The 19,589-nt window shown below is 65.3% G+C and carries 16 protein-coding genes; 10 read left to right on the top strand and 6 right to left on the bottom strand.

The window, feature by feature from the left end; genetic code table 11:
• Positions 1-79 precede the first annotated feature (79 nt).
• Positions 80-778 carry a maleate cis-trans isomerase family protein gene (locus BLS52_RS12435; RefSeq protein WP_245702848.1) on the top strand — a complete coding sequence of 233 codons (699 nt, stop codon included), beginning with the start codon at positions 80-82 and terminating at the stop codon, positions 776-778.
• 54 nt (positions 779-832) lie between these two features.
• On the opposite strand, the gene BLS52_RS12430 is transcribed toward BLS52_RS12435, so the two are convergent.
• On the bottom strand, positions 833-1,573 hold the full coding sequence (locus tag BLS52_RS12430; RefSeq protein ID WP_090587108.1) for a maleate cis-trans isomerase family protein: 741 nt from the start codon (positions 1,571-1,573) through the stop codon (positions 833-835).
• Positions 1,574-1,787: 214 nt separating this feature from the next.
• On the opposite strand from BLS52_RS12430, the gene BLS52_RS12425 reads away from it, so the two are divergent.
• From BLS52_RS12425 to BLS52_RS12415, 3 genes are all read left to right on the top strand, one after another.
• The gene (locus BLS52_RS12425) at positions 1,788-3,215 is read left to right on the top strand and encodes an amidase (protein WP_090587106.1); all 1,428 of its coding nucleotides are present in this window, start codon (positions 1,788-1,790) and stop codon (positions 3,213-3,215) included.
• A gap of 4 nt (positions 3,216-3,219) precedes the next feature.
• Positions 3,220-3,720 carry a DUF3830 family protein gene (locus tag BLS52_RS12420; RefSeq protein WP_090587105.1) on the top strand — a complete coding sequence of 167 codons (501 nt, stop codon included), beginning with the start codon at positions 3,220-3,222 and terminating at the stop codon, positions 3,718-3,720.
• Positions 3,721-3,864: 144 nt separating this feature from the next.
• On the top strand, positions 3,865-4,572 hold the full coding sequence (locus tag BLS52_RS12415) for a GntR family transcriptional regulator (RefSeq protein WP_245702847.1): 708 nt from the start codon (positions 3,865-3,867) through the stop codon (positions 4,570-4,572).
• Positions 4,573-4,650: 78 nt separating this feature from the next.
• Here the strand turns inward: BLS52_RS12415 and BLS52_RS12410 are convergent, their stop codons facing one another.
• The 4 genes from BLS52_RS12410 to BLS52_RS12395 all read right to left on the bottom strand — a co-directional run bounded on the left by BLS52_RS12410 (position 4,651) and on the right by BLS52_RS12395 (position 9,396).
• Positions 4,651-5,883 (bottom strand): M20 family metallopeptidase, encoded by a 1,233-nt coding sequence (locus tag BLS52_RS12410; protein WP_217636755.1) that lies wholly within the window; start codon positions 5,881-5,883, stop codon positions 4,651-4,653.
• Positions 5,880-7,133, bottom strand: a complete 1,254-nt coding sequence (locus BLS52_RS12405) for an aminotransferase-like domain-containing protein (RefSeq protein ID WP_090587103.1) — start codon at positions 7,131-7,133, stop codon at positions 5,880-5,882. The genes BLS52_RS12410 and BLS52_RS12405 overlap by 4 nt, the downstream gene beginning before the upstream one ends.
• Positions 7,134-7,136: 3 nt before the next feature.
• Positions 7,137-8,318, bottom strand: a complete 1,182-nt coding sequence (locus tag BLS52_RS12400) for a M24 family metallopeptidase (RefSeq protein ID WP_217636754.1) — start codon at positions 8,316-8,318, stop codon at positions 7,137-7,139.
• Between the two features lie 73 nt (positions 8,319-8,391).
• Positions 8,392-9,396 carry a D-2-hydroxyacid dehydrogenase gene (locus BLS52_RS12395; RefSeq protein WP_175460161.1) on the bottom strand — a complete coding sequence of 335 codons (1,005 nt, stop codon included), beginning with the start codon at positions 9,394-9,396 and terminating at the stop codon, positions 8,392-8,394.
• 65 nt (positions 9,397-9,461) lie between these two features.
• Here BLS52_RS12395 and BLS52_RS12390 point away from each other — a divergent pair, with 65 nt between their 5' ends.
• From BLS52_RS12390 to BLS52_RS12370, 5 genes are all read left to right on the top strand, one after another.
• The gene (locus tag BLS52_RS12390; protein ID WP_090587098.1) at positions 9,462-10,739 is read left to right on the top strand and encodes an aspartate aminotransferase family protein; all 1,278 of its coding nucleotides are present in this window, start codon (positions 9,462-9,464) and stop codon (positions 10,737-10,739) included.
• Between the two features lie 8 nt (positions 10,740-10,747).
• Positions 10,748-13,912, top strand: a complete 3,165-nt coding sequence (locus BLS52_RS12385; RefSeq protein WP_090587097.1) for an FAD-binding and (Fe-S)-binding domain-containing protein — start codon at positions 10,748-10,750, stop codon at positions 13,910-13,912.
• A 1-nt stretch (position 13,913) separates the two neighbouring features.
• Complete coding sequence (locus tag BLS52_RS12380; protein WP_090587095.1) at positions 13,914-15,404, top strand: NAD-dependent succinate-semialdehyde dehydrogenase; 1,491 nt, start codon at positions 13,914-13,916, stop codon at positions 15,402-15,404.
• A gap of 40 nt (positions 15,405-15,444) precedes the next feature.
• Positions 15,445-16,896 carry an MFS transporter gene (locus BLS52_RS12375; RefSeq protein WP_245702846.1) on the top strand — a complete coding sequence of 484 codons (1,452 nt, stop codon included), beginning with the start codon at positions 15,445-15,447 and terminating at the stop codon, positions 16,894-16,896.
• Between the two features lie 93 nt (positions 16,897-16,989).
• Positions 16,990-17,574 carry a DUF2238 domain-containing protein gene (locus tag BLS52_RS12370; RefSeq protein ID WP_090587093.1) on the top strand — a complete coding sequence of 195 codons (585 nt, stop codon included), beginning with the start codon at positions 16,990-16,992 and terminating at the stop codon, positions 17,572-17,574.
• Here BLS52_RS12370 and BLS52_RS12365 read toward each other — a convergent pair.
• The gene (locus BLS52_RS12365; RefSeq protein WP_090587092.1) at positions 17,543-18,634 is read right to left on the bottom strand and encodes a glycoside hydrolase family 76 protein; all 1,092 of its coding nucleotides are present in this window, start codon (positions 18,632-18,634) and stop codon (positions 17,543-17,545) included. The two genes, BLS52_RS12370 and BLS52_RS12365, sit on opposite strands and share 32 nt — an antisense overlap.
• A 161-nt stretch (positions 18,635-18,795) precedes the next feature.
• Between BLS52_RS12365 and BLS52_RS12360 the strand changes: the two genes are divergently transcribed.
• Entirely contained in the window at positions 18,796-19,572 is a 777-nt protein-coding gene (locus BLS52_RS12360) for an SDR family NAD(P)-dependent oxidoreductase (protein ID WP_026544334.1), read from the top strand.
• Positions 19,573-19,589 lie beyond the last annotated feature (17 nt).

The raw sequence follows: 19,589 nt of genomic DNA, 5'->3' as shown, positions 1-19,589 counted from the left end.
CCGGTCAAACATTGTCAACAATCTACTTATCGGGAGAATGATGAACGGCAGGCCGGCAGTACTGCCCGCTGGGCCACAGGTGCCTACAGGCATCGGTGTTGTGTGCCCCTTCGACATGGCGCTGGACGGGGAGCTGTGGCGCTGGATACCCGCGGGTGTCTCCCTCTTCTTCACGCGCACGCCGTTCATGGCGGAGCCGGTGAGTCTGGAGCTGGCGGAGGGCGTCAGCGATGACGGTGACATCTATAACGCGGCAAGGAACCTGAGTGTTGTGAATCCCGCTGTCATCGCCTACGCCTGCACATCCGGCAGCTTTGTCAACGGCGTCGCAGGTGCGCGCCACGTTTCAAAAATGATGGAGGCCGCCAGCAACGCACAGGGAGTCAGTACGTCCGAAGCACTGCTGGAAGCGCTGGCCTATCTGGGGGCGTCCCGCATTGCGGTGATTACTCCGTACGTGGCGGAGCTTACTGTCCGGCTGGGTGATTTCCTGAGGGAAGCGGGGCATTCCGTCGTATCCGAGGCCGGCCTGGGTCTCGAGGGTGGTATATGGGAAGTGCCTTACGGCACTACCGCTGAGTTGATCCGCCGGGCTGACGTGCCCGAGGCGGACGTGATCTTCATCAGCTGCACAAATCTGCCCACTTACGACCTAATTGCGCCGTTGGAAAGTGAGCTGGGCAAGCCGGTTCTCTCGGCAAACCAGGTGACTGCCTGGGCGTCGTTGCGGCGTGCGGGCAAGGAGGCAGTAGGCCCCGGCCAGCGCCTCCTGGCCTAGGTGTATTGATCACGGGGTGCGCGGGCGGGCAGGCGCTGGGCGGGCAGGGGAGGTCTATGCCCCTGCGGGGACGCCCGCGGTTTCCGCGAAGAGGTGGCCAAGTGCCGCGCAGGGGCGCAAGGCCCCGGCGAGGCGGAGTCCCTGCCAGGCCGTTACCTGATTGGCCGTCAGGACCGGTTTGCCCAGTGTTTCTTCAAGTTCATTGATCCAGCGGGCAGTATGCAGGGCTGTGTCCGGAATGAGGATCGCCTGTGCTTCGGGACTGTCGTTGCTCCGGGCCAGTTCAAGGACACCCTCACGGTCGAGTTCGCCCGCGAGGGCTGCCGTGGCGATATCGTGGCTCACCAGTCGGGTCACGTCGATCCCACCGCAGCCCAACAGATCCACGAAGTGCCGGGATACTTCCTCGGGGTAGGTTGCAGCGACGGCCACCCGGTCCATCCCAAGTGCCCGAATGGCATCCACGAATGCCAGGGAGGTGGAGGAGGTGGGAACCTGAAGTGCGTCCTGGACCTCGCGCGCCTGCTGCCGGGCACCATTCCAGCCGAACACGAAGCTGCCGGAGGTGCATGCCCACATGACAGCGTCCGGAGCAGCGGTCCGCAATTCCTGCGCACCCTCAAGAAGCCGTTCGCTCCTGCCCAGATCCAGCAGCGCCTCGACCTCGTGTGCGTCGACACCGACCGAGGTGTGGACCAACGGAAGGCTGACGCCCTCGCCGAGAATCTCCTCCAGGTAGGGATAATCGTCCTCAGCGCCGAAGCCCGGATACAGCATGCCGATGGTGACGCCCATCAATTCTCCTTTGAAATATATCGGGGGAGGCTTCCACCGAATTGTTCACAATCGTACGAAAAGCAACCGCTAAAAGATAGGAAAGTAGGATTGTTGACAATTGTGATGCCTGCCACATACTCTGGCTCCAGACCTGTTTGCGCCGGGTATGACCGCCCAGGCAAATCGGACCTCTTTTGACCACTGAGTGCAGACCGACGAGGAGCTTTGCCACGTGCCTGATTCACTTGAATGGGCGACCGCCGCGGAACTGCTGGTTGCCTACAGGGCCGGTGAGGTTTCACCGGTGGAGGCAACCCGGACCGCCCTGGACGCGATCTCCGAACAGGACGGGGACATTAACGCTTTCTGCCTCGTCGATGAGGAGGCCGCCCTGGCGGAAGCACGCGCTTCCGAATCCCGTTGGCTTCGAAACGAGCCGCTCGGCAAGGCCGATGGAGTACCGACCTCCATCAAGGACCTGATGCTGACCGGAGGCTGGCCGACACTGCGCGGATCCCGGCTCACCTCCCCGGAGGGGGACTGGAGCGAGGACGCTCCTGCGGTGGCGAGGCTGCGCGAAAGCGGCGCTGTATTTCTCGGCAAGGTCACCAGTCCTGAATTTGGCTGGAAGGGCGTCACCGACAGTCCCCGATTCGGTATCACCCGCAATCCCTGGGACACCTCCCGCACCGCGGGTGGCTCCAGTGGCGGAAGCGCTGCCGCAGTGGCCCGGGGAATGGGGCCCTGGTCGGTAGGGACCGACGGCGGAGGCTCCGTTCGCATCCCCGCCGGCTTCAGCGGCGTGGTCGGCTTCAAGCCGACCTATGGAACGATCCCGCTGTATCCCGCCAGTCCGTTTGGGACCCTCGCTCATGCCGGACCGATTACCCGCACAGTCGAAGACGCGGCGCTGATGCTGGACGTCCTGTCCCAACCGGACGCCCGGGACTGGTCTGCCGGCCCCACACCGGAGCGGTCCTTCCTGGAGACACTCGGCGAAGGGATACGGGGCAGGAGGATCGCCTTCAGCCCGAACCTCGGATACGGCCGGAACGATCCTGACGTCGAAACCGCCGTGCGGAACGCGGTCGCGGTACTGGCGGAGCTCGGCGCCGACATCGAGGAGATTGAACTTGGCTGGACGGACCCGGTGGACGCCTACCATGTGCTGTGGTTCAGCGGCGCAGCCAAGGTAATCGAAGGCTACGGGCAGGGTGCCGTCGAGCATATCGACCCCAACCTGGCCGCTGCGCTTGAGCGGCACTCCGGGTTCACCGCAAGTGACTACCTGGACGCCACCGCGGTGCGCATGAAGCTGGGCCGGGAAATGGGACTGCTTCACGAAAGCTACGACCTACTGGTGACGCCGACGCTCCCCATTCCTGCGTTTGAAGCCGGACGTGACGTGCCGGCTGGTGCATCCTCTCCGGATTGGACCTCGTGGACGCCCTACAGCTATCCCTTCAACCTCACCCAGCAGCCTGCGATCAGCGTGCCGTGCGGGTTCACCGCTGAGGGACTGCCCGTCGGGCTCCAGTTCGTTGGCCCGCGGCACGGTGATGCCCGGGTGCTCTCCGCCGCTGCGGCCTACGAGGGCGCCGCAGGCTGGCACCGCATCCACCCCGACATCGAAGCACGACTGTCCACAACCAGGAAGTAGACGCATGGCACGGTACATCAACATCACCCTCGAACAGCGCGGCGTCACGTGCAAGGCGCTATTGCACGACGACGTTGCACCCCGCACCGCCAGCGCAGTGTGGGATGCGCTGCCTATCTCCGGGCAGGTATTCCATGGCAAGTACGCCCGGAATGAGATCTATAACCTTGTGCCCTCCTTTGCGCCGGCTGAACCGGGGCCGGAGAACACCACGGTGACACCGATTCCGGGAGATGTCTGTTACTTCACCTTCACGTCCAACGACCTGAAGACTCCGTCGCACGGGTACGAGGCCGACTCCGGGACAGACACCGTTACTACCATTGTTGACCTGGCGGTTTTCTACGGGCGCAACAACCTGCTTCTCAACGGGGATACGGGCTGGGTCCCCGGGAACGTCTTCGCCACAATTGTGGAGGGTCTGGATGAGATGGCTGCTGCCTGCCAGGACATCTGGATGGGCGGCGCACGGGGCGAAACGCTGACGTATTCAAGGGTGGAGTAGGTCGCTGACCAGGCTCCACGCGGGGCGTCGCCTCAGGAACAGAATCCGTGGATTCTGTTCCTGGTCGGAATGGATGACGAGAACCTGCCAGCCCCGCTTACTTTAGGATTGTAGACAGCCGGAACGAACTTCCGAGAGTGCTTCATGGCAGTTGAATACGAGAGGACCGTGATCCTGATGCAGAGATTTGAGCCCGTTGTTCGCGAGTCCACGCCCTCAATCATCGCCGGGAAGCTTCGCACCGCGATCGGACGGGGCCAGATACCGCCCGGAGCGCAGCTCGGTGAGGCCGAACTCGCCAGGGAACTGGGAGTCAGCCGGGGCCCTCTGCGGGAAGCAATGCAGCGCCTGACCCAGGAGGGGCTGCTCATCAGTATCCGTAACCGCGGCCTCTTCGTGATCACCATGACGGATGAAGAAGTGCGGGACATGTACGTTGCGCGCACCGCCGTCGAACGCGCCGCATCAGAGGTCATCCTCCAAAAGGGCGGCAATGACGTCGCTGCACAGCTGCAGCGAGTCGTCAAAGCCATGAAGAAGGCAGCGGACAAGGGTGACCTGGACGCAATGTCCGAGGCCGACATGGAGTACCACGCCACCCTGGTGGCGGGTGCTGCCAGTACCCGGCTCACCCGGATGCACAACACCCTGCTCACCGAAACCCGCATGTGCCTCACCGCGCTGGAGAAGAGGTACCCGGACCCGCACACCAGGGTGGGGGAGCACCAGGCTATCGCCGAAGCCCTGGCCGAAGGGGACCAGGAACGGGTTTCGAAGCTGCTGGTGAGCCATATGGAAGACGCACTGGAGCGGCTTACCGGCGGCGGCAACGCGGTGGCTGCAACCGCTTAGAACGGTGTCCATATCTGCAGGGTCAGGGAAAGACAAGCGACCGGCTTCGCACAACGCGAAGCCGGCCGATTATGTTTTTCAGGCAGTGCGGCCCGGCGTGTGGCGCAGGGACATCAGCGCGTAGGCTCTGGCCGCCGCCAGAACCTCCGGGATGCTCACGGACTCGTTGACCTGGTGGGCCTGGTCGTTCAGCCCACCGGGGCCGAGGACGATGGTCGGTACACCGAGATCGCGGGCGATGAAGCCGCCGTCACAGGCGGCGGTCCAGCCGCTGATTGTGCTGCTGATGCCGGCATCGGCCAGCGCTGCTACGGCTCCGGTCACCAACGGGTGGGATTCCGGTGTGCGGAAGCCCGGCATTTCCATGGTGACCGAGGCCTCCACCGTAATTCCGTCCGTATCGATTCCGGCCTCGCCGATGCGCTCCAGCAGTCGGCGCAGGATGAGTTGTGCGTCGTCGTCGGGCATGAGCCGCCGGTCCAGGGACACGGTGCACTGGGAGGCCACCATGGAGGTCCCAGTGCCGCCCTGTATGAGGCCGGTGTTCCAGGTGCCGGCACCGAGCAGCGGATCGAGGTCTTCCTGTAGTCGGCTATGGTCCTCGCGCACCAGGTCCAGGATTCTTGCCGCGGCGTCGATCGCGTTGCGGCCATCGGCGGGCCGGCCTGAATGGGCCGATTTTCCGGTGACCTTTACCTCGATGTAGCTGTCTCCCCTGCAGGCGATGACCGTCTCGAGATCGGTTGGTTCGGCCACCACACAGGCGGCGTAGGAGAAGGAGGGATCCGCCAGCGCCGCCGCAGTGTAGGCACGGATACCGATGCCCAGATCTTCCTCGTCCACCGTGCACGCCAGCGCAGCATTTCCGGGGAGCTTCACCCCGGCATCCTTCAGCGCCTTCAAAGCAATGAGCACCGCCGCCAGCCCACCCTTCATATCGGTGGAACCGCGACCGAAGAGCCTCCCATCGCGAACGTACGGTTCGAATGGAGGCCGTTCCCAGCCGCTGCCGGCCGGCACTACATCCGAGTGACCAAGGAAGAGTATGCCGGGTTGGTCTCCACCGGGCAGCACGGCGGTGAAGTTTGGACGCCCGGGGGCCACGTCCTCCATGGTGACCTGCAGCCCTGCACTGAGGCAGAAGTTCTTCAGGACCTCGACCGTGGCTTCCTCGGTACTGCCGGGATTCTCACCACCTGCAGCCACCAGCGCGGTAGTGAGGGAGACGAGCTGGGCCTCGCTGATAAGACCCAGGACCTGAGCTTCCAGCGCCTGCAAACCGGCAGAATGAATGTGAAGGGCGTTGCTCACGCCCGGTCACCGTCCTTCAGGGCAGCGAGCTCGCGGTCCATCGCCCGGCGCAGCCGGATGATGCCTTCCTCCGCCCGTTCAGGAGTAGTGGAGGCGAAGCAGAGCCGGAGGGCATCGTCGAACTTCCCGCTCGGTGACAGCGCCGGGCCGGGAATGAAGGCTACGCCCTCTGCAAGGGCAGTCTCGAACAGCTTCCGGGTCGATATACGTGCGTCCTCGCCCTGCAGGGTCAGCCAGAGGAAGAATCCGCCTTCGGGGTCGGTTGCACTCACCCGGTCACCGAGATGGCGGCGCAGGGTCTCGCGCAGGGCGTCCTTGCGGCGCTTGTACTCGACGCGCAGGCCGGCGAGGTGGTTGTCCAGGCCGCCGCGGCGGATGAACTCCGCAACGATGTGCTGACCGGGAAGGTTGGTGCAGGTGTCCATCGCCTGCTTGGCGTTGATCACAAGCTGGCGTAAAGCCGGGTCCGTGTCCACCCACCCCACCCGGAGTCCGGGCGCCAGGATCTTGGAGAACGTGCGTACCGAAAACAGCAGTGGATCGCCCGGGCTGAGCGCCTGGAGAGACGGAAGGTCATCACCCTCGAAGCGGAGCAAACCGTACGGGTCGTCATCGATGATCACCGAGTTCCACTCGTGCGCCAGTTCAAGCAGCTGGTGCCGCCGGGCAAGTGAAAGTGTGACGCCGGCCGGATTCTGGAAATTCGGGATGGTGTAAATGGCCTTGGGCTTGCGGCCGGTCGCGGCCACCAGCTCGGGCAGGGCTTCGACGATGAGCCCGTCCTGGTCGGTGGGCGCCTCAATGAGTTCGGCGCCATAGCTGAGGGCTGTTGCGCTGCCGTTGGTGTAGGTGGGGCTTTCCACGATCACCAGATCACCGGGATTGATGAAAATCTTGCACGCCAGATCGAGGCCCTGCATTCCGCCCGCCGTGATGGTGACGCGTTCTTCGCTGGTGGGATCCGATGTTCCGGCGAGGTAGTCCACCAGGGCCTTCAGCAGCACCGGCTCGCCCTCGGTAGCACCGTAGGTCATGGAGCTGTGGTTCAGAACCTGCGCGGCGATGTCCTGGAATTCCTCCAGCGGCACGGCCTCGTCCGCCGGTGATCCCATGGCGAACCGGACAATGTCGTGGGTCTGCGAAGCGAGCAGGGAGGTGCTGGAGTCAATGACGGAGCCCACGAGATCGGAGGCCCGGTCGGCAAGCGGCAGGGTTGCCTGGGAACGGGTGGAAAAGTGGTCAACAGTCATGGCTTAGCTGCCTTTCTGGAGCAGTTCGCGGGGGAAGCTGGTGAAGGTTTCGACGCCGTCGGACGTGACGCGGATCGACTCGGACAGCTCGTAGCCGTAGTTATCCATCCACATTCCTCCGATGAGATGGAAGGTCATGTTTTCGGCGAGGACGGATTCATCCTCGGAGCGGATGGAAATGGTTCTTTCGCCCCAGTCCGGCGGGTAGCCGATCCCGATGGAGTAACCGATCCGGGATGGCTTTTCGAGGCCGTATTTGGCGAGGGTCCAGTTCCAGGTGCGCGCTAGTTCGCGCACGGGAACTCCTGGTTTCACCTCGGTCAGCACGGCGTTGATGCCGTCGGAGACTGCCTCCGCCAGCTTGGCGACGTTCGAAGGGGTAGGACCGAGTGTAAGGGTCCGCGCCAGCGGCGTGTGGTAACGCTTATGGGCCCCGGACAGCTCGATGACGACACTCTGTCCGGTCTCGAAGCGTTCATCGTTCCACGTGAGGTGCGGAGTGTCGGCGGCTTCTCCGGTAGGAAGCATCGGAACGATGGAGGGGTAATCACCGCCGATTCCATTGGCGCCGGTGATCTGAGCCTGGCTGATGGCGGCTGCGGCATCACACTGCCGGACGCCGACGTCGATAGTTTCCACCGCGGCCGCCATGGCGGCCATGCAGACCTGCGCGGCACCGCGCATCAACTGGATTTCGGTCGGTGACTTGATGACCCGGACCCAGTTGATCAGCTCGAAACTGTCAACCAGGGTCCATTCCGGAATGGCATTGACCAGGGAGCGGTAGGCCTTGGGGGAGAAGAAGTGCGAATCCATCTCCAGACCCACGCAGCCCTTGGCGGCCGGGGCGATGAGGAACCGCTCACGCAGGGCAAACGCCACCCAGTCGAAGGGGTGGATATGGGGGCGGTGCACGTATTGCTCGGGGTATCCCACAATGCAATCCTCCGGCAGCCACGTGGTGCGAAAGGCGCCGCCGGCATCCATGGCGCGGGCAAACAGCAGCATCGGTCCGTCGGCGGGAACAAAGACAAGCTGCGGTGTGTAGAAGGACCAGGCGTTGTACCCGGTGAGGTAGTAGATGTTGGACGGATCGGTCACAAGCAGGGCAGAAAGACCCTGCTTTGCCATCCGAGAGCGGACGCCGGCAAGCCGCGCGTCGTACTCTTCCTGGCTGAACAGCAAGAAGATACCTCCGATGAGCTAGAAGATTGTTTACAAATTAGCGGTGTGGTTCTGGTCACACAAAAATGGGTATTCAGGTTCGGTCGGCCAGAGCAGCGGCACCGCTGACGTAGCCGCGGTCCTTGTCCACCACATTGACCAGCCCCTCGCCGCGCAGCCATCGCTCCAGGTTGTGCTGGAACTGCTCCGCCAGCGTGTCCCGCCAGCCGATCACATCGCCGCACATGTGGGCGGATATGTGCACGTTCTCCATGTCCCACAGCGGGTTGTCAGCGGGTAGTGGTTCCTCACTGAACACGTCGAGCGACGCGGCGGCGATCCGGCCCTCCCGAAGCGCCCGGATCAGCGCCGGTTCATCGACGAGGGCGCCCCGGCCGAGGTTCACCAGGTGGGCGGAGGGTTTCATGGCCGCCAGGACGCCGGCGTCCATCAGGTGCCGGGTCTGACTGGTCAGGGGAGCAACCAGGATGATGTGGTCCGCCCATCCTGCATGCTCGGCTAAATCGGAACTGGACAGCACAGTGCCGAAGTCCGGATCATTCTCGCGGGCGATGCGCCCGACGCCACGGACCTCCATGCCGACTGCCCTCAGCAGGCGGCCGGTGGCACGGCCGATGCCGCCCGTTCCCACCACGAGTACACGGGAGCCTTCCGTGCGGATCACCTCCCGGTGTTGCCAGACGCAATTCTGTTGCAGTCTCTTGCTGAGATGCAGTTGTTTGTCATGGGCCAGTATGGATGCCAGTGCGAATTCCGCGATGGGTTGATCAAAGGTGCCGTGGGCATTCGTGACGACCACGTCGGAAGCCTGCAGTTCTTCGAACATCATGGCGTCCACGCCGGCGGCTGCCACGTGGACCCACTGCAGTGAGTCGGCCTGCGGCCAGGCGTCCCTGAGGGCTGAGGAAAAGAAGTCCCACAGGAAGAGGATGTCGGCGCCGATAGTTGCCTCCGGCAGGCCGGCGGCGTCCGTAACGGTGACGGCTGCCCGCGCCTCGATGGCGTCAAGGTTGCAGGGGAGGGGCTGGCCCTTGGCGGCGAGGATGACTACCTTGGGAAGGGTATTTGTGTTACTCACGCCACAACGGTACCCGATCAGCCTATTGTTGACAATCCTGCAATGTGACCTGCATCATGGAATGCATGACCTCGCTCAGCCCCGCACTCAAGCAAGCAACGCCCGTTGTCGTGGACCATGCTCTCGGTAGCTGGATTCACGGTACCGATGGCAAGGATTACCTCGACTTCACCACCGGTATCGGCGTCACCAGCACCGGCCACTGCCACCCGAAGGTGGTTGCGGCGGCCCGGGAGCAGGTCGGCAAGATCATCCACGCCCAATACACCACCGTCATGCACAAGCCGCTGCTCGAACTGACTGAGAAGCTCGGCGAAGTGCTGCCCGCGGGCCTGGATTCGGTCTTCTACGCCAACTCCGGGTCGGAGGCCGTCGAAGCGGCCATCCGCCTCGCGCGCATGGCGACTGCACGTCCCAACATCGTCGTCTTCCAGGGCGGTTTCCACGGACGCACCGTGGCAGCGGCCTCCCTGACCACTGCCGGCACAAAGTTCTCCGCCGGTTTCTCGCCTCTCATGGCGGGCGTCCATATGTCGGCTTTCCCCTACGCCTACCGCTACGGGTGGGATGAAGCAGCGGCGGTCCGGTTCGCCCTGCAGGAACTGGATTACCTTCTTCAGACCCGCACCGCGCCCAATGACACCGCGGCCTTCCTGATCGAACCCGCCCTCGGCGACGGCGGCTACCTACCCACCCCGCCTGCCTTCATGGAGGGCCTGCGCGAGCGTGCAGACAAGTACGGAATCCAGCTGATCTTCGACGAGGTTCAGGCCGGCGTCGGGCGTATGGGCAAATTCTGGGGTCACCAGTACTCGAGGGCTACGCCTGATATTCTCATCACAGCCAAGGGCATCGCATCAGGATTTCCGATTTCCGCAATCGCGGCCTCAACAGAGACCATGTCCAAGGCCTGGCCCGGATCCCAGGGAGGAACCTATGGCGGAAACGCTGTCTCCGCCGCCGCCGGCGTGGCCACCCTGGAAGTGGTCAAGGAAGAGAATCTCGTGGAGAATTCGCGTATCCGCGGTGAACAGCTGCTGACTGGGCTCAAGGACATCCAGACCCGCTTCCCGGTGATCGGAGACGTTCGGGGACGCGGGCTGATGCTCGGCATTGAGTTCACCGGCGAAGACGGCAAGCCGGATGCATCGACCGCCGCCGCAGTACAGCAGGCGACCACCGATCAGGGGTTGCTCACGTTGACCTGCGGTCCTGCCGGAAACGTAGTCCGCCTGATTCCCGCGCTCGTAGTTACTGCGGAGGAAATCGCCGCCGGACTGGACCGCTTCGAGGCCGCCGTCGGCGCCGTTGTGGGCGCAGTTCCCGCTACCGCTGGAGCCTGAGCCGGCTCATGACTGACGTTTCACCGCTCAGTGCGCAGCCGGGGGGCGCCCCGGATCAGAGCCCGCTGAGCTCCGGAACGCGGGTCAGCGAGCCCTCCGGACCCAAGGTCGCGGCGCCCCCCGGCGGAACCACCGGCCCGCAGCGAAGAGCGCTTGACCGACTCTCCGCAGCGGGTATCACCGCCGATACCTCCCCGCGCCGACTGGCCGAGTACTCGTATGACGCGTCCAACTACCGCCTGCCGCCGCTCGCCGTCGTGTTTCCGCGGACCACTGATGATGTGCTCACCACACTGGCGGTATGCCGCGAAACCGGTACTCCGCTGATCAGCAGGGGCGGTGGCACATCCATGGCCGGCAACGCCGTCGGTCCGGGAATCGTGCTGGACTTCTCTCGGCACATGAACCGGATCCGCAGCGTCGATGAGGCGTCCGGTACAACGGATGTGGAACCCGGTGTCGTGCTCGCCGTTCTCTCCCGCGAGGTGGAGAAGGCCACAGGAGGCCGTCTGACCTTCGCGCCTGACCCTTCTTCGAAGAACCGTGCCACGGTGGGCGGGTCGTTGGGCAATGATGCCTGCGGTAACCACTCCGTGCGCTATGGGCGCACCTCCGACCACGTGGCGGAGATCGACGTCGTTACTTCCGACGGTGCCCGGCTCACCGCCACGGAAACCGGCCTGCGCGCCACGGACGCCGCCGATGCGAACTCGGTGGCCCGAGCAACTGCCCTGACACATGAACTCAAGGACCTGGCGCATAGAAACCTGGCTGATTTCCGGACGGAACTGGGACGGATCCAGCGGCAGGTATCGGGCTACCATCTCGGGAACCTGCTGCCCGAAAACGGCTTCAACGTAGCCCGTGCCCTCGCCGGATCCGAGGGCACCTGCGTTGTTGTCACCGGCGCCCGGATGAAGCTCGTGCCCAAGCCTGCCAGCGCACTGCTGGTCTGCCTGGGTTACGCGGATGTGGTGGACGCCGCGCGGGATATCGAAACCATCCTGGAGTTTTCGCCCGCTGCTGTAGAGGGCATCGACGAGGCCATTGTCGACACTATGCGCTTCCGCCGCGGTGCGGCTGCCGTGACGGGGCTGCCTGACGGTAAGGCCTGGCTGTACGTGGACCTCGACGGCGATGACCCCTCAGCGGTTGCCGCCGAAGCTGAACGCCTGCTTGCACGGTTGCAGGGCAACGGTCGCCTGGTTGACGGGCGCACGGTACCGGACAGCGTGGAGAGGGCCTCGCTGTGGCGGGTCCGGGAGGACGGCGCCGGCCTCTCCTTCCGCCTCGCCACCGGGGGTGAATCATGGCCCGGCTGGGAAGACTCCGCGGTTGCGCCGGAGAAGCTTGCCGGTTACCTGGCGGAGTTCCGGGAACTGCTGGCGCGCTTCGGGCTGCAGGGCGTGATGTACGGGCACTTCGGCGCCGGCTGCATGCACATCCGCATCACCTATGATCTGCGTACCGAAGAGGGCAGAGCCGTTTTCGAGGAGTTCTCCGGCGAAGCGGCAAGGCTTGTGGTGCGCCACGGCGGATCGCTGTCCGGCGAGCACGGGGATGGCCGTGCCCGCTCACAGCTGCTGCCGCTCATGTACACGCCGCGAATGCTTGAGGCGTTCGCGGACTACCGCCGTATCTGGGATCCGGTGGGCATCCTGAATCCCGGCACGCTCACGGATCCGGATCCGCTGAATGCAAACCTCGCGCTGGATGGAGTGCCGCAACGGCAATGGCGCACCAGCTTCGATCTGCGTCCGCTGCATGCCGGAGGCGGTGACGCTACCGAAACCCACGATCCGGCGCAGGCTGCCGGAAGCGGGCTCGATCCGTGGGTGCATGCCGTTCAGAGCTGTATCGGCGTCGGGCGCTGCCGCACGGATGTTGGCGGCGTGATGTGCCCCAGTTACCGGGCCACCCGGGATGAGAAGGATTCGACCCGCGGACGCTCCCGCGTCCTCCAGGACATGGTCCGGGGTGCGCGCACCGTTGCTGAAGGCTGGAAGTCGGAGGAGGTCCGCGAGGCGCTGGATCTTTGCCTCTCCTGCAAGGCGTGCTCCAGTGACTGCCCCACGGGCGTGGACATGGCCACCTACAAGTCGGAGTTCTTCGATCACTACTACCGTGGCAGGCTCCGGCCGGTGTCGCACTTCTCGCTCGGCTGGCTGCCCCGGTGGCTGACAATCACCGGAAGGATTGCTCCGTTGGTCAACGCCGTCCTGACGACGCCTCTGGGCAAGGTGGCCGCGCTGCTGGGCGGGCTCACCACGGAGCGGTCACTGCCGCGGTTCGCCGGCGGCTCCGAATGGCGCCGGGAAGTCGCGGCCGCCGGCGTGGGGATGCCGGAGAAACACCGTTCAAAGCACGACGGCGGCCATCGCCGGCCCACGGACGGCGTGGTGTTGTTCGTGGACACCTTCACCAAGGGCTTCCGCCCGGAGGTTGCCGGAGCCGCTGCGCGGGTACTTGCCGAGGCTGAAGATCAGGTGGAATGTGCGCCGGACGCCTGCTGTGGCCTGACCTGGATCTCCACAGGCCAGTTGGACACCGCCAGGAAGCTGATGGCCAACGCGGCAGAAGTGCTTGACGACGGCACGGACCGCCCGATCGTGGTCGTGGAGCCCAGTTGCGCCGCGGCGCTACGCAAGGACCTGCCGGAGCTGATCCATACTGAGCAGGCTCGGCGGGTGGCGGCGAGGGTGCGCAGCTTCGCGGCGCACGCCGGTGACCTGGCCGCGGCAGGCTGGACTCCCGCTCCTGCGGAGCCGCTGCCTGAACAGGTGGTTCTGCAGACCCACTGCCATGAATATTCGGTCTTCGGAGCCGGAACCCAGAAAGCTGCTCTCGCCGCCGTCGGCATTTCCAGTGTCGTGGATGCAGCCGGCTGCTGCGGCGTGGCGGGCAACTTCGGCTTCGAGAAGGAGCACTACGAGGTCAGCATGCAGGTGGCCGAACAGGCGCTGGCCCCGGCCCTGCGCAGCACCGGCGCTGAGACGATGGTGCTCACTGACGGCTTCTCCTGCGCGATGCAGGTCAAGCAACTCGACAACGACAGGTCGGGAAACCACCTCGCCCAGCTGCTCGACCCCGGCCCTGCAGAGCCGACCACGCGGACCCGAACCGGGTCGCCCGTGCTGCAGAAACTTCCGAACTCAAACGAAAAGGATTCCTGACATGACAACCCAGACCACAGCCACCGCAGCGTCACAGCGCGCGCGCGACATCATCGCCGGCGTCAGTACTGGTCTTTTTATCGACGGCGAGTGGACCGAAGCTGACTCCGGCAAGCGGTTCGACGTCGTCAATCCCGCCACCGAGGAGGTCATCGCCACGGTGGCCGACGGCGGGCCGGAGGACGCCAGGCGCGCGATCGAAACCGCCGGCCGGGTGCAGAAGGAGTGGGCGAAGACCTCGCCGCGGGAGCGCAGCGAGATTCTGCGCCGCGCCTATGACCTCATCATGGCCCGCCAGGATGACCTTGCGCTCATCATGACCTCCGAGATGGGCAAGCCGTTCGCTGAGGCAAAGGGCGAAGTCGCCTACGCGGCGGAGTTCTTCCGCTGGTTCTCCGAGGAGGCCGTGCGCATCGGTGGAGACCTCACCACCACGGGTGACGGCAAGAACCGGATCCTCGTCTCGAAGGAACCGGTAGGACCGTGCGTTCTCGTGACGCCCTGGAACTTCCCGCTGGCGATGGGCACCCGCAAGATCGGTCCTGCTATTGCAGCCGGCTGCACGATGGTCTTCAAACCCGCCAACCTCACCCCGCTGTCCTCGCTCGCGCTGGTGGACATCCTCATCGAGGCCGGCCTGCCCAAGGGCGTACTCAACGTTGTCTGCACCACGAAGGCCTCAGAGGTCGTCTCGCCGTGGATGTCCAGCGGGATCGCACGCAAGGTCAGCTTCACCGGCTCGACCGCCGTCGGGGTGCGCCTGCTTGAGCAGGCCGCCGAACACGTCATGCGTTCCTCCATGGAGCTCGGCGGCAACGCGCCGTTCATCGTCTTCGAGGATGCGGACCTGGACCGGGCTGTTGACGGAGCAGTGGCAGCGAAGATGCGCAACATGGGCGAAGCCTGCACTGCTGCGAACCGGCTTTTCGTGCACAGTTCCGTAGCAGACGAGTTCGCTCGAAAGCTCGCTGCACGCCTCGGCGCACTGACGGTGGGGGACGGTGCTGAGCAGGGCACCGACGTCGGCCCGCTGGTCGAAGAGAAAGCGCTGACCAAGGTGCAGGAACTGGTGGACGATGCCGTAGCCAAGGGGGCCAGTGTGGTCTGCGGAGGGTCCCGGCCTGAGCGGCCGGGTTACTTCTACTCACCCACCGTATTGTCCGGGGTCAACCCGGAATCACACCTGATGAGCGAGGAAATCTTCGGGCCGGTGGCTCCCGTGGTCCCGTTCGACACTGAAGAAGAAGTGATCCGGCTGGCCAATGACACCCCGTGGGGTCTGGTGGGCTACCTCTTCACCCAGGACGTGGATCGCGGCTTCCGCGTGGGCGACGCCCTGGAAGTCGGCATGGTGGGCCTCAACACCGGCATCGTGTCCAACCCTGCGGCACCCTTCGGTGGGATAAAGGCCTCCGGCCTGGGCCGTGAAGGCGGGCGCGCGGGCATCGAAGAATTCCTTGAGACCAAGTACATGGCCATCCCGCGCGGCTGACCACCCCTAACCGAATTCCGTTTTCTTGAAGGACGAACCAATGATGACCAGTCCACATTCCGTGCACAACGCCCATCCGGAACCGGGCACCGCGCCCGGCGCCGAGCCGAGCACCCAGGAGGGCAAGAACACCCTGCACCGCTCGATCCTCGGATCGGCGCTCGGCAACGCCGTCGAGTGGTTTGACTACGGCGTCTACGGCTACCTGACGATTTACATGGCCGTGAACTTCTTCGGCTCTGAGGAGGGCGACGGCGGCCTCGGCGTCACGCTGACGCTCGCCACGTTGGCACTCTCCTTCCTGGTCCGCCCGCTGGGCGGCCTGATCCTGGGACCGTTGGGCGACAAGGTGGGCCGCCAGAAGATTATGGTCCTCACCGTGACCCTGATGACCGCGGCAACAGGCGCCATCGGTTTGCTTCCCACGCTGGAGACGGCCGGCCTCCTCGCACCCGTCCTGCTGCTGGTCTGCCGCCTGGTGCAGGGCTTCTCCGCCGGCGGTGAATACGGTGGGGCCGCGGTGTACATGGCGGAATCCGCGCCGGATCGCCGTCGTGGCTTCCTGGGTTCCTTCCTGGAGTTCGGCACCACGGTCGGGTTCATGCTCGCCGCGATTGTCTGCACCACCCTGATCACCATCGTCGGTGATGACGGCATGGAGGCCGGCTGGTGGCGGCTGCCGTTCCTGCTGACCATCCCACTGGGACTCACAGCACTGTGGATCCGGACCCGCCTGGTGGAGGCGCCGGTCTTCTCCGAGGCCTCGCAGCACAAGGAAACCATGCGATCGCCGCTCCGGCACGCGCTGAAGCACAACTGGCGCCAGCTCCTGGTCCTCGCGGGTTTTGTGGTGCTGCTGAACGTGGCGTTCTACCTGATCCTCGGCTACATGCCGACGTACCTGAGCGGCCAGCTGGGACACAGCACCGCACAGGGAAACTGGATGCTGGTGGCGATTATGGCTCTGATGCTTCTGGCGATTCCGCCGGTTGGAGCACTCTCCGATCGGGTGGGCCGCAAGCCGCTGCTGCTCGCAGCCGCGCTCGGATATACGCTGCTGTCCGTGCCGGCCGTGATGCTCCTTGGCATGCCCAGCCTTGCCCTGCAGTTCCTGGGCCTTGCCGTACTTGGATTCCTGCTCGTGATCCTGGTGTCCTCTGTTTCCTCAACACTGCCGGCCCTGTTCCCTACGGCCGTCCGTTACACCGGCTTTGCAATCGCCTATAACTTCTCGACGGCGTTCTTCGCAGGGCCTTCCCAGACTGTCGCCAACCAGTTGATCGAGACTACCGGCAACCAGCTGGTACCCGGCTGGTACATGGCGCTGGCCGGTGTCGTTGGGCTGGTGAGTATTTTGTGCATGCGCGAGACAGCGCAGGCCACCCTGCGGGGGGAGGAACTTCCGGGTGATCCCCGGTCCGTGGGCCTGCCGAAACGAGAATACGTGGAGCTCAATCGCGCTGACGCCCAGAAGCGGCGCGACGACTTCTAGAGCGCACAACGCCGCAGACCCGAGGCTGGAGTGTCTGTCCCGGCACTCCAGCGTCGCCTGCCGCGCGGTTCCCCGCCCAGTAGGCTTGAACCCATGATTGCCGACCTCATCCGACGGCCGGCTACTCCCGCCGAGGTCGCCGCGGACAGTGTCAGGGCCGTTGCCATACTCAGCACTCTGGCCATGGTTCTCTGGTGGGGGCCGGTGGATGTTGCGGTGTTCTTCCTGGCGCTCGGCGGACTCACGCTCTCCCGGTACGCGCGTCCCCACCCCGTGTTCGACACCGTCTACGGGTGCGCGCTGATCTTTGCCTGCTGGAGCAGCGTCCTGAACCTGTACGAGGTGATCCCCTGGTGGGACCTGCTGGTCCACTACCTCTGCACCGGCCCGGTCGCGGGAATGGCGTACGTGCTGGCCTCCCATCTCCGGTTGCTGCCGCCGCCCGGTCCCACATACCGGCACCGTGTGGGCGTGGTGTTCCAGGTGACGCTGCTCGGCATCACGCTCAGCGTGCTCTGGGAGTTCGCGGAGTGGGCCGGAGACGCCTGGGTGGACGAGGACATCTACGTCACCTACGCCGACACCATGGGCGACCTCGGGGTCGCGACGCTCAGCTCGCTCGCCGCGGGGGTCCTTCTCGCCGCGCTCACCCGTCCCCGGGGGCGTTCGCAGGCCTGACCGCTGGAACCCTGCACGCCGCCTCGAGGACCATCCAGGACTGAAGCTGGGTGGACAACTCCACCGTGCCGATGCCCGCCGGTACCCCCGGTGTGGAGGGGAAGACAACCACGGTACGACGGCGGCTGCCGACCTCCCGCTCCGTGCGCCCCTCCCAGAGGGCGTCCGCCGTCGTCGTAATCAGGGTTCCGGCGGTGGTGCGGGATGCCTCCGGCAGCGCAGGTGACACGGCTGCGAGGGCGAGGTAGCGGGCGAGGATCCCGGTGAAGAGGCCGCCGTCGCCACCGCCGTGCGTGCGCAGGGCACCGGACGGCTGGACGAGGTGCGTTGCCACGGCGTCGATGAGGTTCCCTGCGCGCTGCAGGTTCTGTTCGCCGCCGAGCGCCAGCAGGACGCCGAGGACGGGGCCCTGGTTGTAGGTGTAGAGGTCGGTCACGAGGCGCTCGCCGGGGGTGCGGATGCCATCACGGAGGAGTCCGGTTTCCGGGTCCTGGAGCCGGGCGAACAGCCAGTCGACCAGGCGGGCGGCCTCCTCCCGCCGTCCGAGCCTGGCGAAATACAGCGCCGCGGGGGCGGTGGCCGGGGTGTTTTTGAAATCACGGGAGGTGTTCCAGAACAGGCCGCCGCCGAGGTCCGGCGTGTGCGCGGACGCCAGGACCGGGTTCAGAGCGGAGAGCGGCCGGGTTCCGGCGATGTCAGCCGCACGCAGCGCGGCGAGAGCCAGCCAGGCCATGTCGTCGTAGTAGCTGTTGCGCCAGCGGCCGCCGTTGCGCAGCCGGATGGTGCGCAGCAGGCGCCGGGCGTGCGTGCGGTGGCAGGCGCCGTCGTCGTGCTCGCTGGAGTTGGCGCTTTCCCGCTCTGCGGCGTCGAGCAGGCAGTCGAGGTAGTGCGCCTGCCACCAGTAGTGCCAGGGTGCTCCCGTCCGGCGCGGGAGGCTCACGTGCGCCAGGTGGGTGCCGGGGAGGCCGAACAGCCGGCCACCGAAGGCGCCGGAGACTGACGCGGCCGCTGCTGCGGCGCGGGCGCGGGCTTGTTCCTCAAATGCGTTGCTGGTGGGCATAGAGCCACCCTAAACCGCGCCGCCGGGTCCGTTGTTGAGCACAATGCCCAGTGCGTCCGCGGGCGCAGTGCTGCGGTGCGCTGCGTCACAGTAGGCTTCGAAGAGGAGCGGTTTTCCTCCCGCTTGAACTTCGACGTGAACTTCGACGCAAAGGAGATGTCATGGAGTGTGCAGGAACAGTGGCCCTGGTGACCGGCGGTGCGTCCGGGCTTGGCCGGGCGACGGCGCAGCGGCTGCATGACGACGGCGCGGCGGTGGTGATCCTGGATCTGCCGCAGTCGGACGGGGCTGCCTTCGCATCCTCCCTGGGCGAGCGGGCGCGGTTTGTGCCGGCCGATGTGACCAGCGAGGAGCAGGTGCAGGCTGCGGTGGATGCGGCGGCAGAGCTCGGTCCGCTGCGGATCGTGGTGAACTGTGCAGGAGTGGCCACCCCCGGCAAGGTGCTGGGCCGGGACGGAGTGCTGCCGCTGGAGCAGTTCAGCAGGGTCATCAACATCAACCTGATCGGTACGTTCAACGTGCTGCGGCTCGCGGCTGCCGCGATGGCGGCCACGGATCCGGTGCAGACGGACACCGGGACCTCCGAGCGCGGCGTCATCATCAACACGGCGTCCGTCGCAGCGTTCGACGGGCAGATCGGGCAGCCCGCCTACTCCGCGTCGAAGGGTGCGGTGGCGGCGATGACGCTGCCGATCGCCCGCGAGTTTGCACGGTCCTTCATCCGCGTCATGACCATCGCCCCGGGGATTTTCGAGACCCCCATGATGGCAGGGCTGCCGCAGGAGGCCCAGGACTCCCTGGGGAAGCAGGTGCCGCACCCCTCCCGGCTCGGCAAGGCCACCGAATACGCCGCACTGGTTGCGCACATCGTGGAGAACCAGATGCTCAACGGGGAGACCATCCGGCTCGACGGCGCCATCCGCATGGCCCCCAAATAAACCCCCTTTTTCAACCC

It is taken from the genome of Arthrobacter subterraneus (assembly GCF_900099735.1).
GTDB classification, from domain to species: Bacteria; Actinomycetota; Actinomycetes; order Actinomycetales; family Micrococcaceae; genus Arthrobacter_D; species Arthrobacter_D subterraneus.
Note: the sequence above shows the minus strand (reverse complement) of the source record. Positions and strands in the feature narration are given on the sequence as shown.

Coding starts and splice junctions, on each gene's coding strand:
- BLS52_RS12430 (WP_090587108.1), bottom strand. CDS start 1,573: ATGGGCGTCACCATCGGCATGCTGTATCCGGGCTTCGGCGCTGAGGAC.
- BLS52_RS12420 (WP_090587105.1), top strand. CDS start 3,220: ATGGCACGGTACATCAACATCACCCTCGAACAGCGCGGCGTCACGTGC.
- BLS52_RS12415 (WP_245702847.1), top strand. CDS start 3,865: ATGGCAGTTGAATACGAGAGGACCGTGATCCTGATGCAGAGATTTGAG.
- BLS52_RS12405 (WP_090587103.1), bottom strand. CDS start 7,133: ATGACTGTTGACCACTTTTCCACCCGTTCCCAGGCAACCCTGCCGCTT.
- BLS52_RS12390 (WP_090587098.1), top strand. CDS start 9,462: ATGACCTCGCTCAGCCCCGCACTCAAGCAAGCAACGCCCGTTGTCGTG.
- BLS52_RS12385 (WP_090587097.1), top strand. CDS start 10,748: ATGACTGACGTTTCACCGCTCAGTGCGCAGCCGGGGGGCGCCCCGGAT.
- BLS52_RS12380 (WP_090587095.1), top strand. CDS start 13,914: ATGACAACCCAGACCACAGCCACCGCAGCGTCACAGCGCGCGCGCGAC.
- BLS52_RS12375 (WP_245702846.1), top strand. CDS start 15,445: ATGATGACCAGTCCACATTCCGTGCACAACGCCCATCCGGAACCGGGC.
- BLS52_RS12370 (WP_090587093.1), top strand. CDS start 16,990: ATGATTGCCGACCTCATCCGACGGCCGGCTACTCCCGCCGAGGTCGCC.
- BLS52_RS12365 (WP_090587092.1), bottom strand. CDS start 18,634: ATGCCCACCAGCAACGCATTTGAGGAACAAGCCCGCGCCCGCGCCGCA.
- BLS52_RS12360 (WP_026544334.1), top strand. CDS start 18,796: ATGGAGTGTGCAGGAACAGTGGCCCTGGTGACCGGCGGTGCGTCCGGG.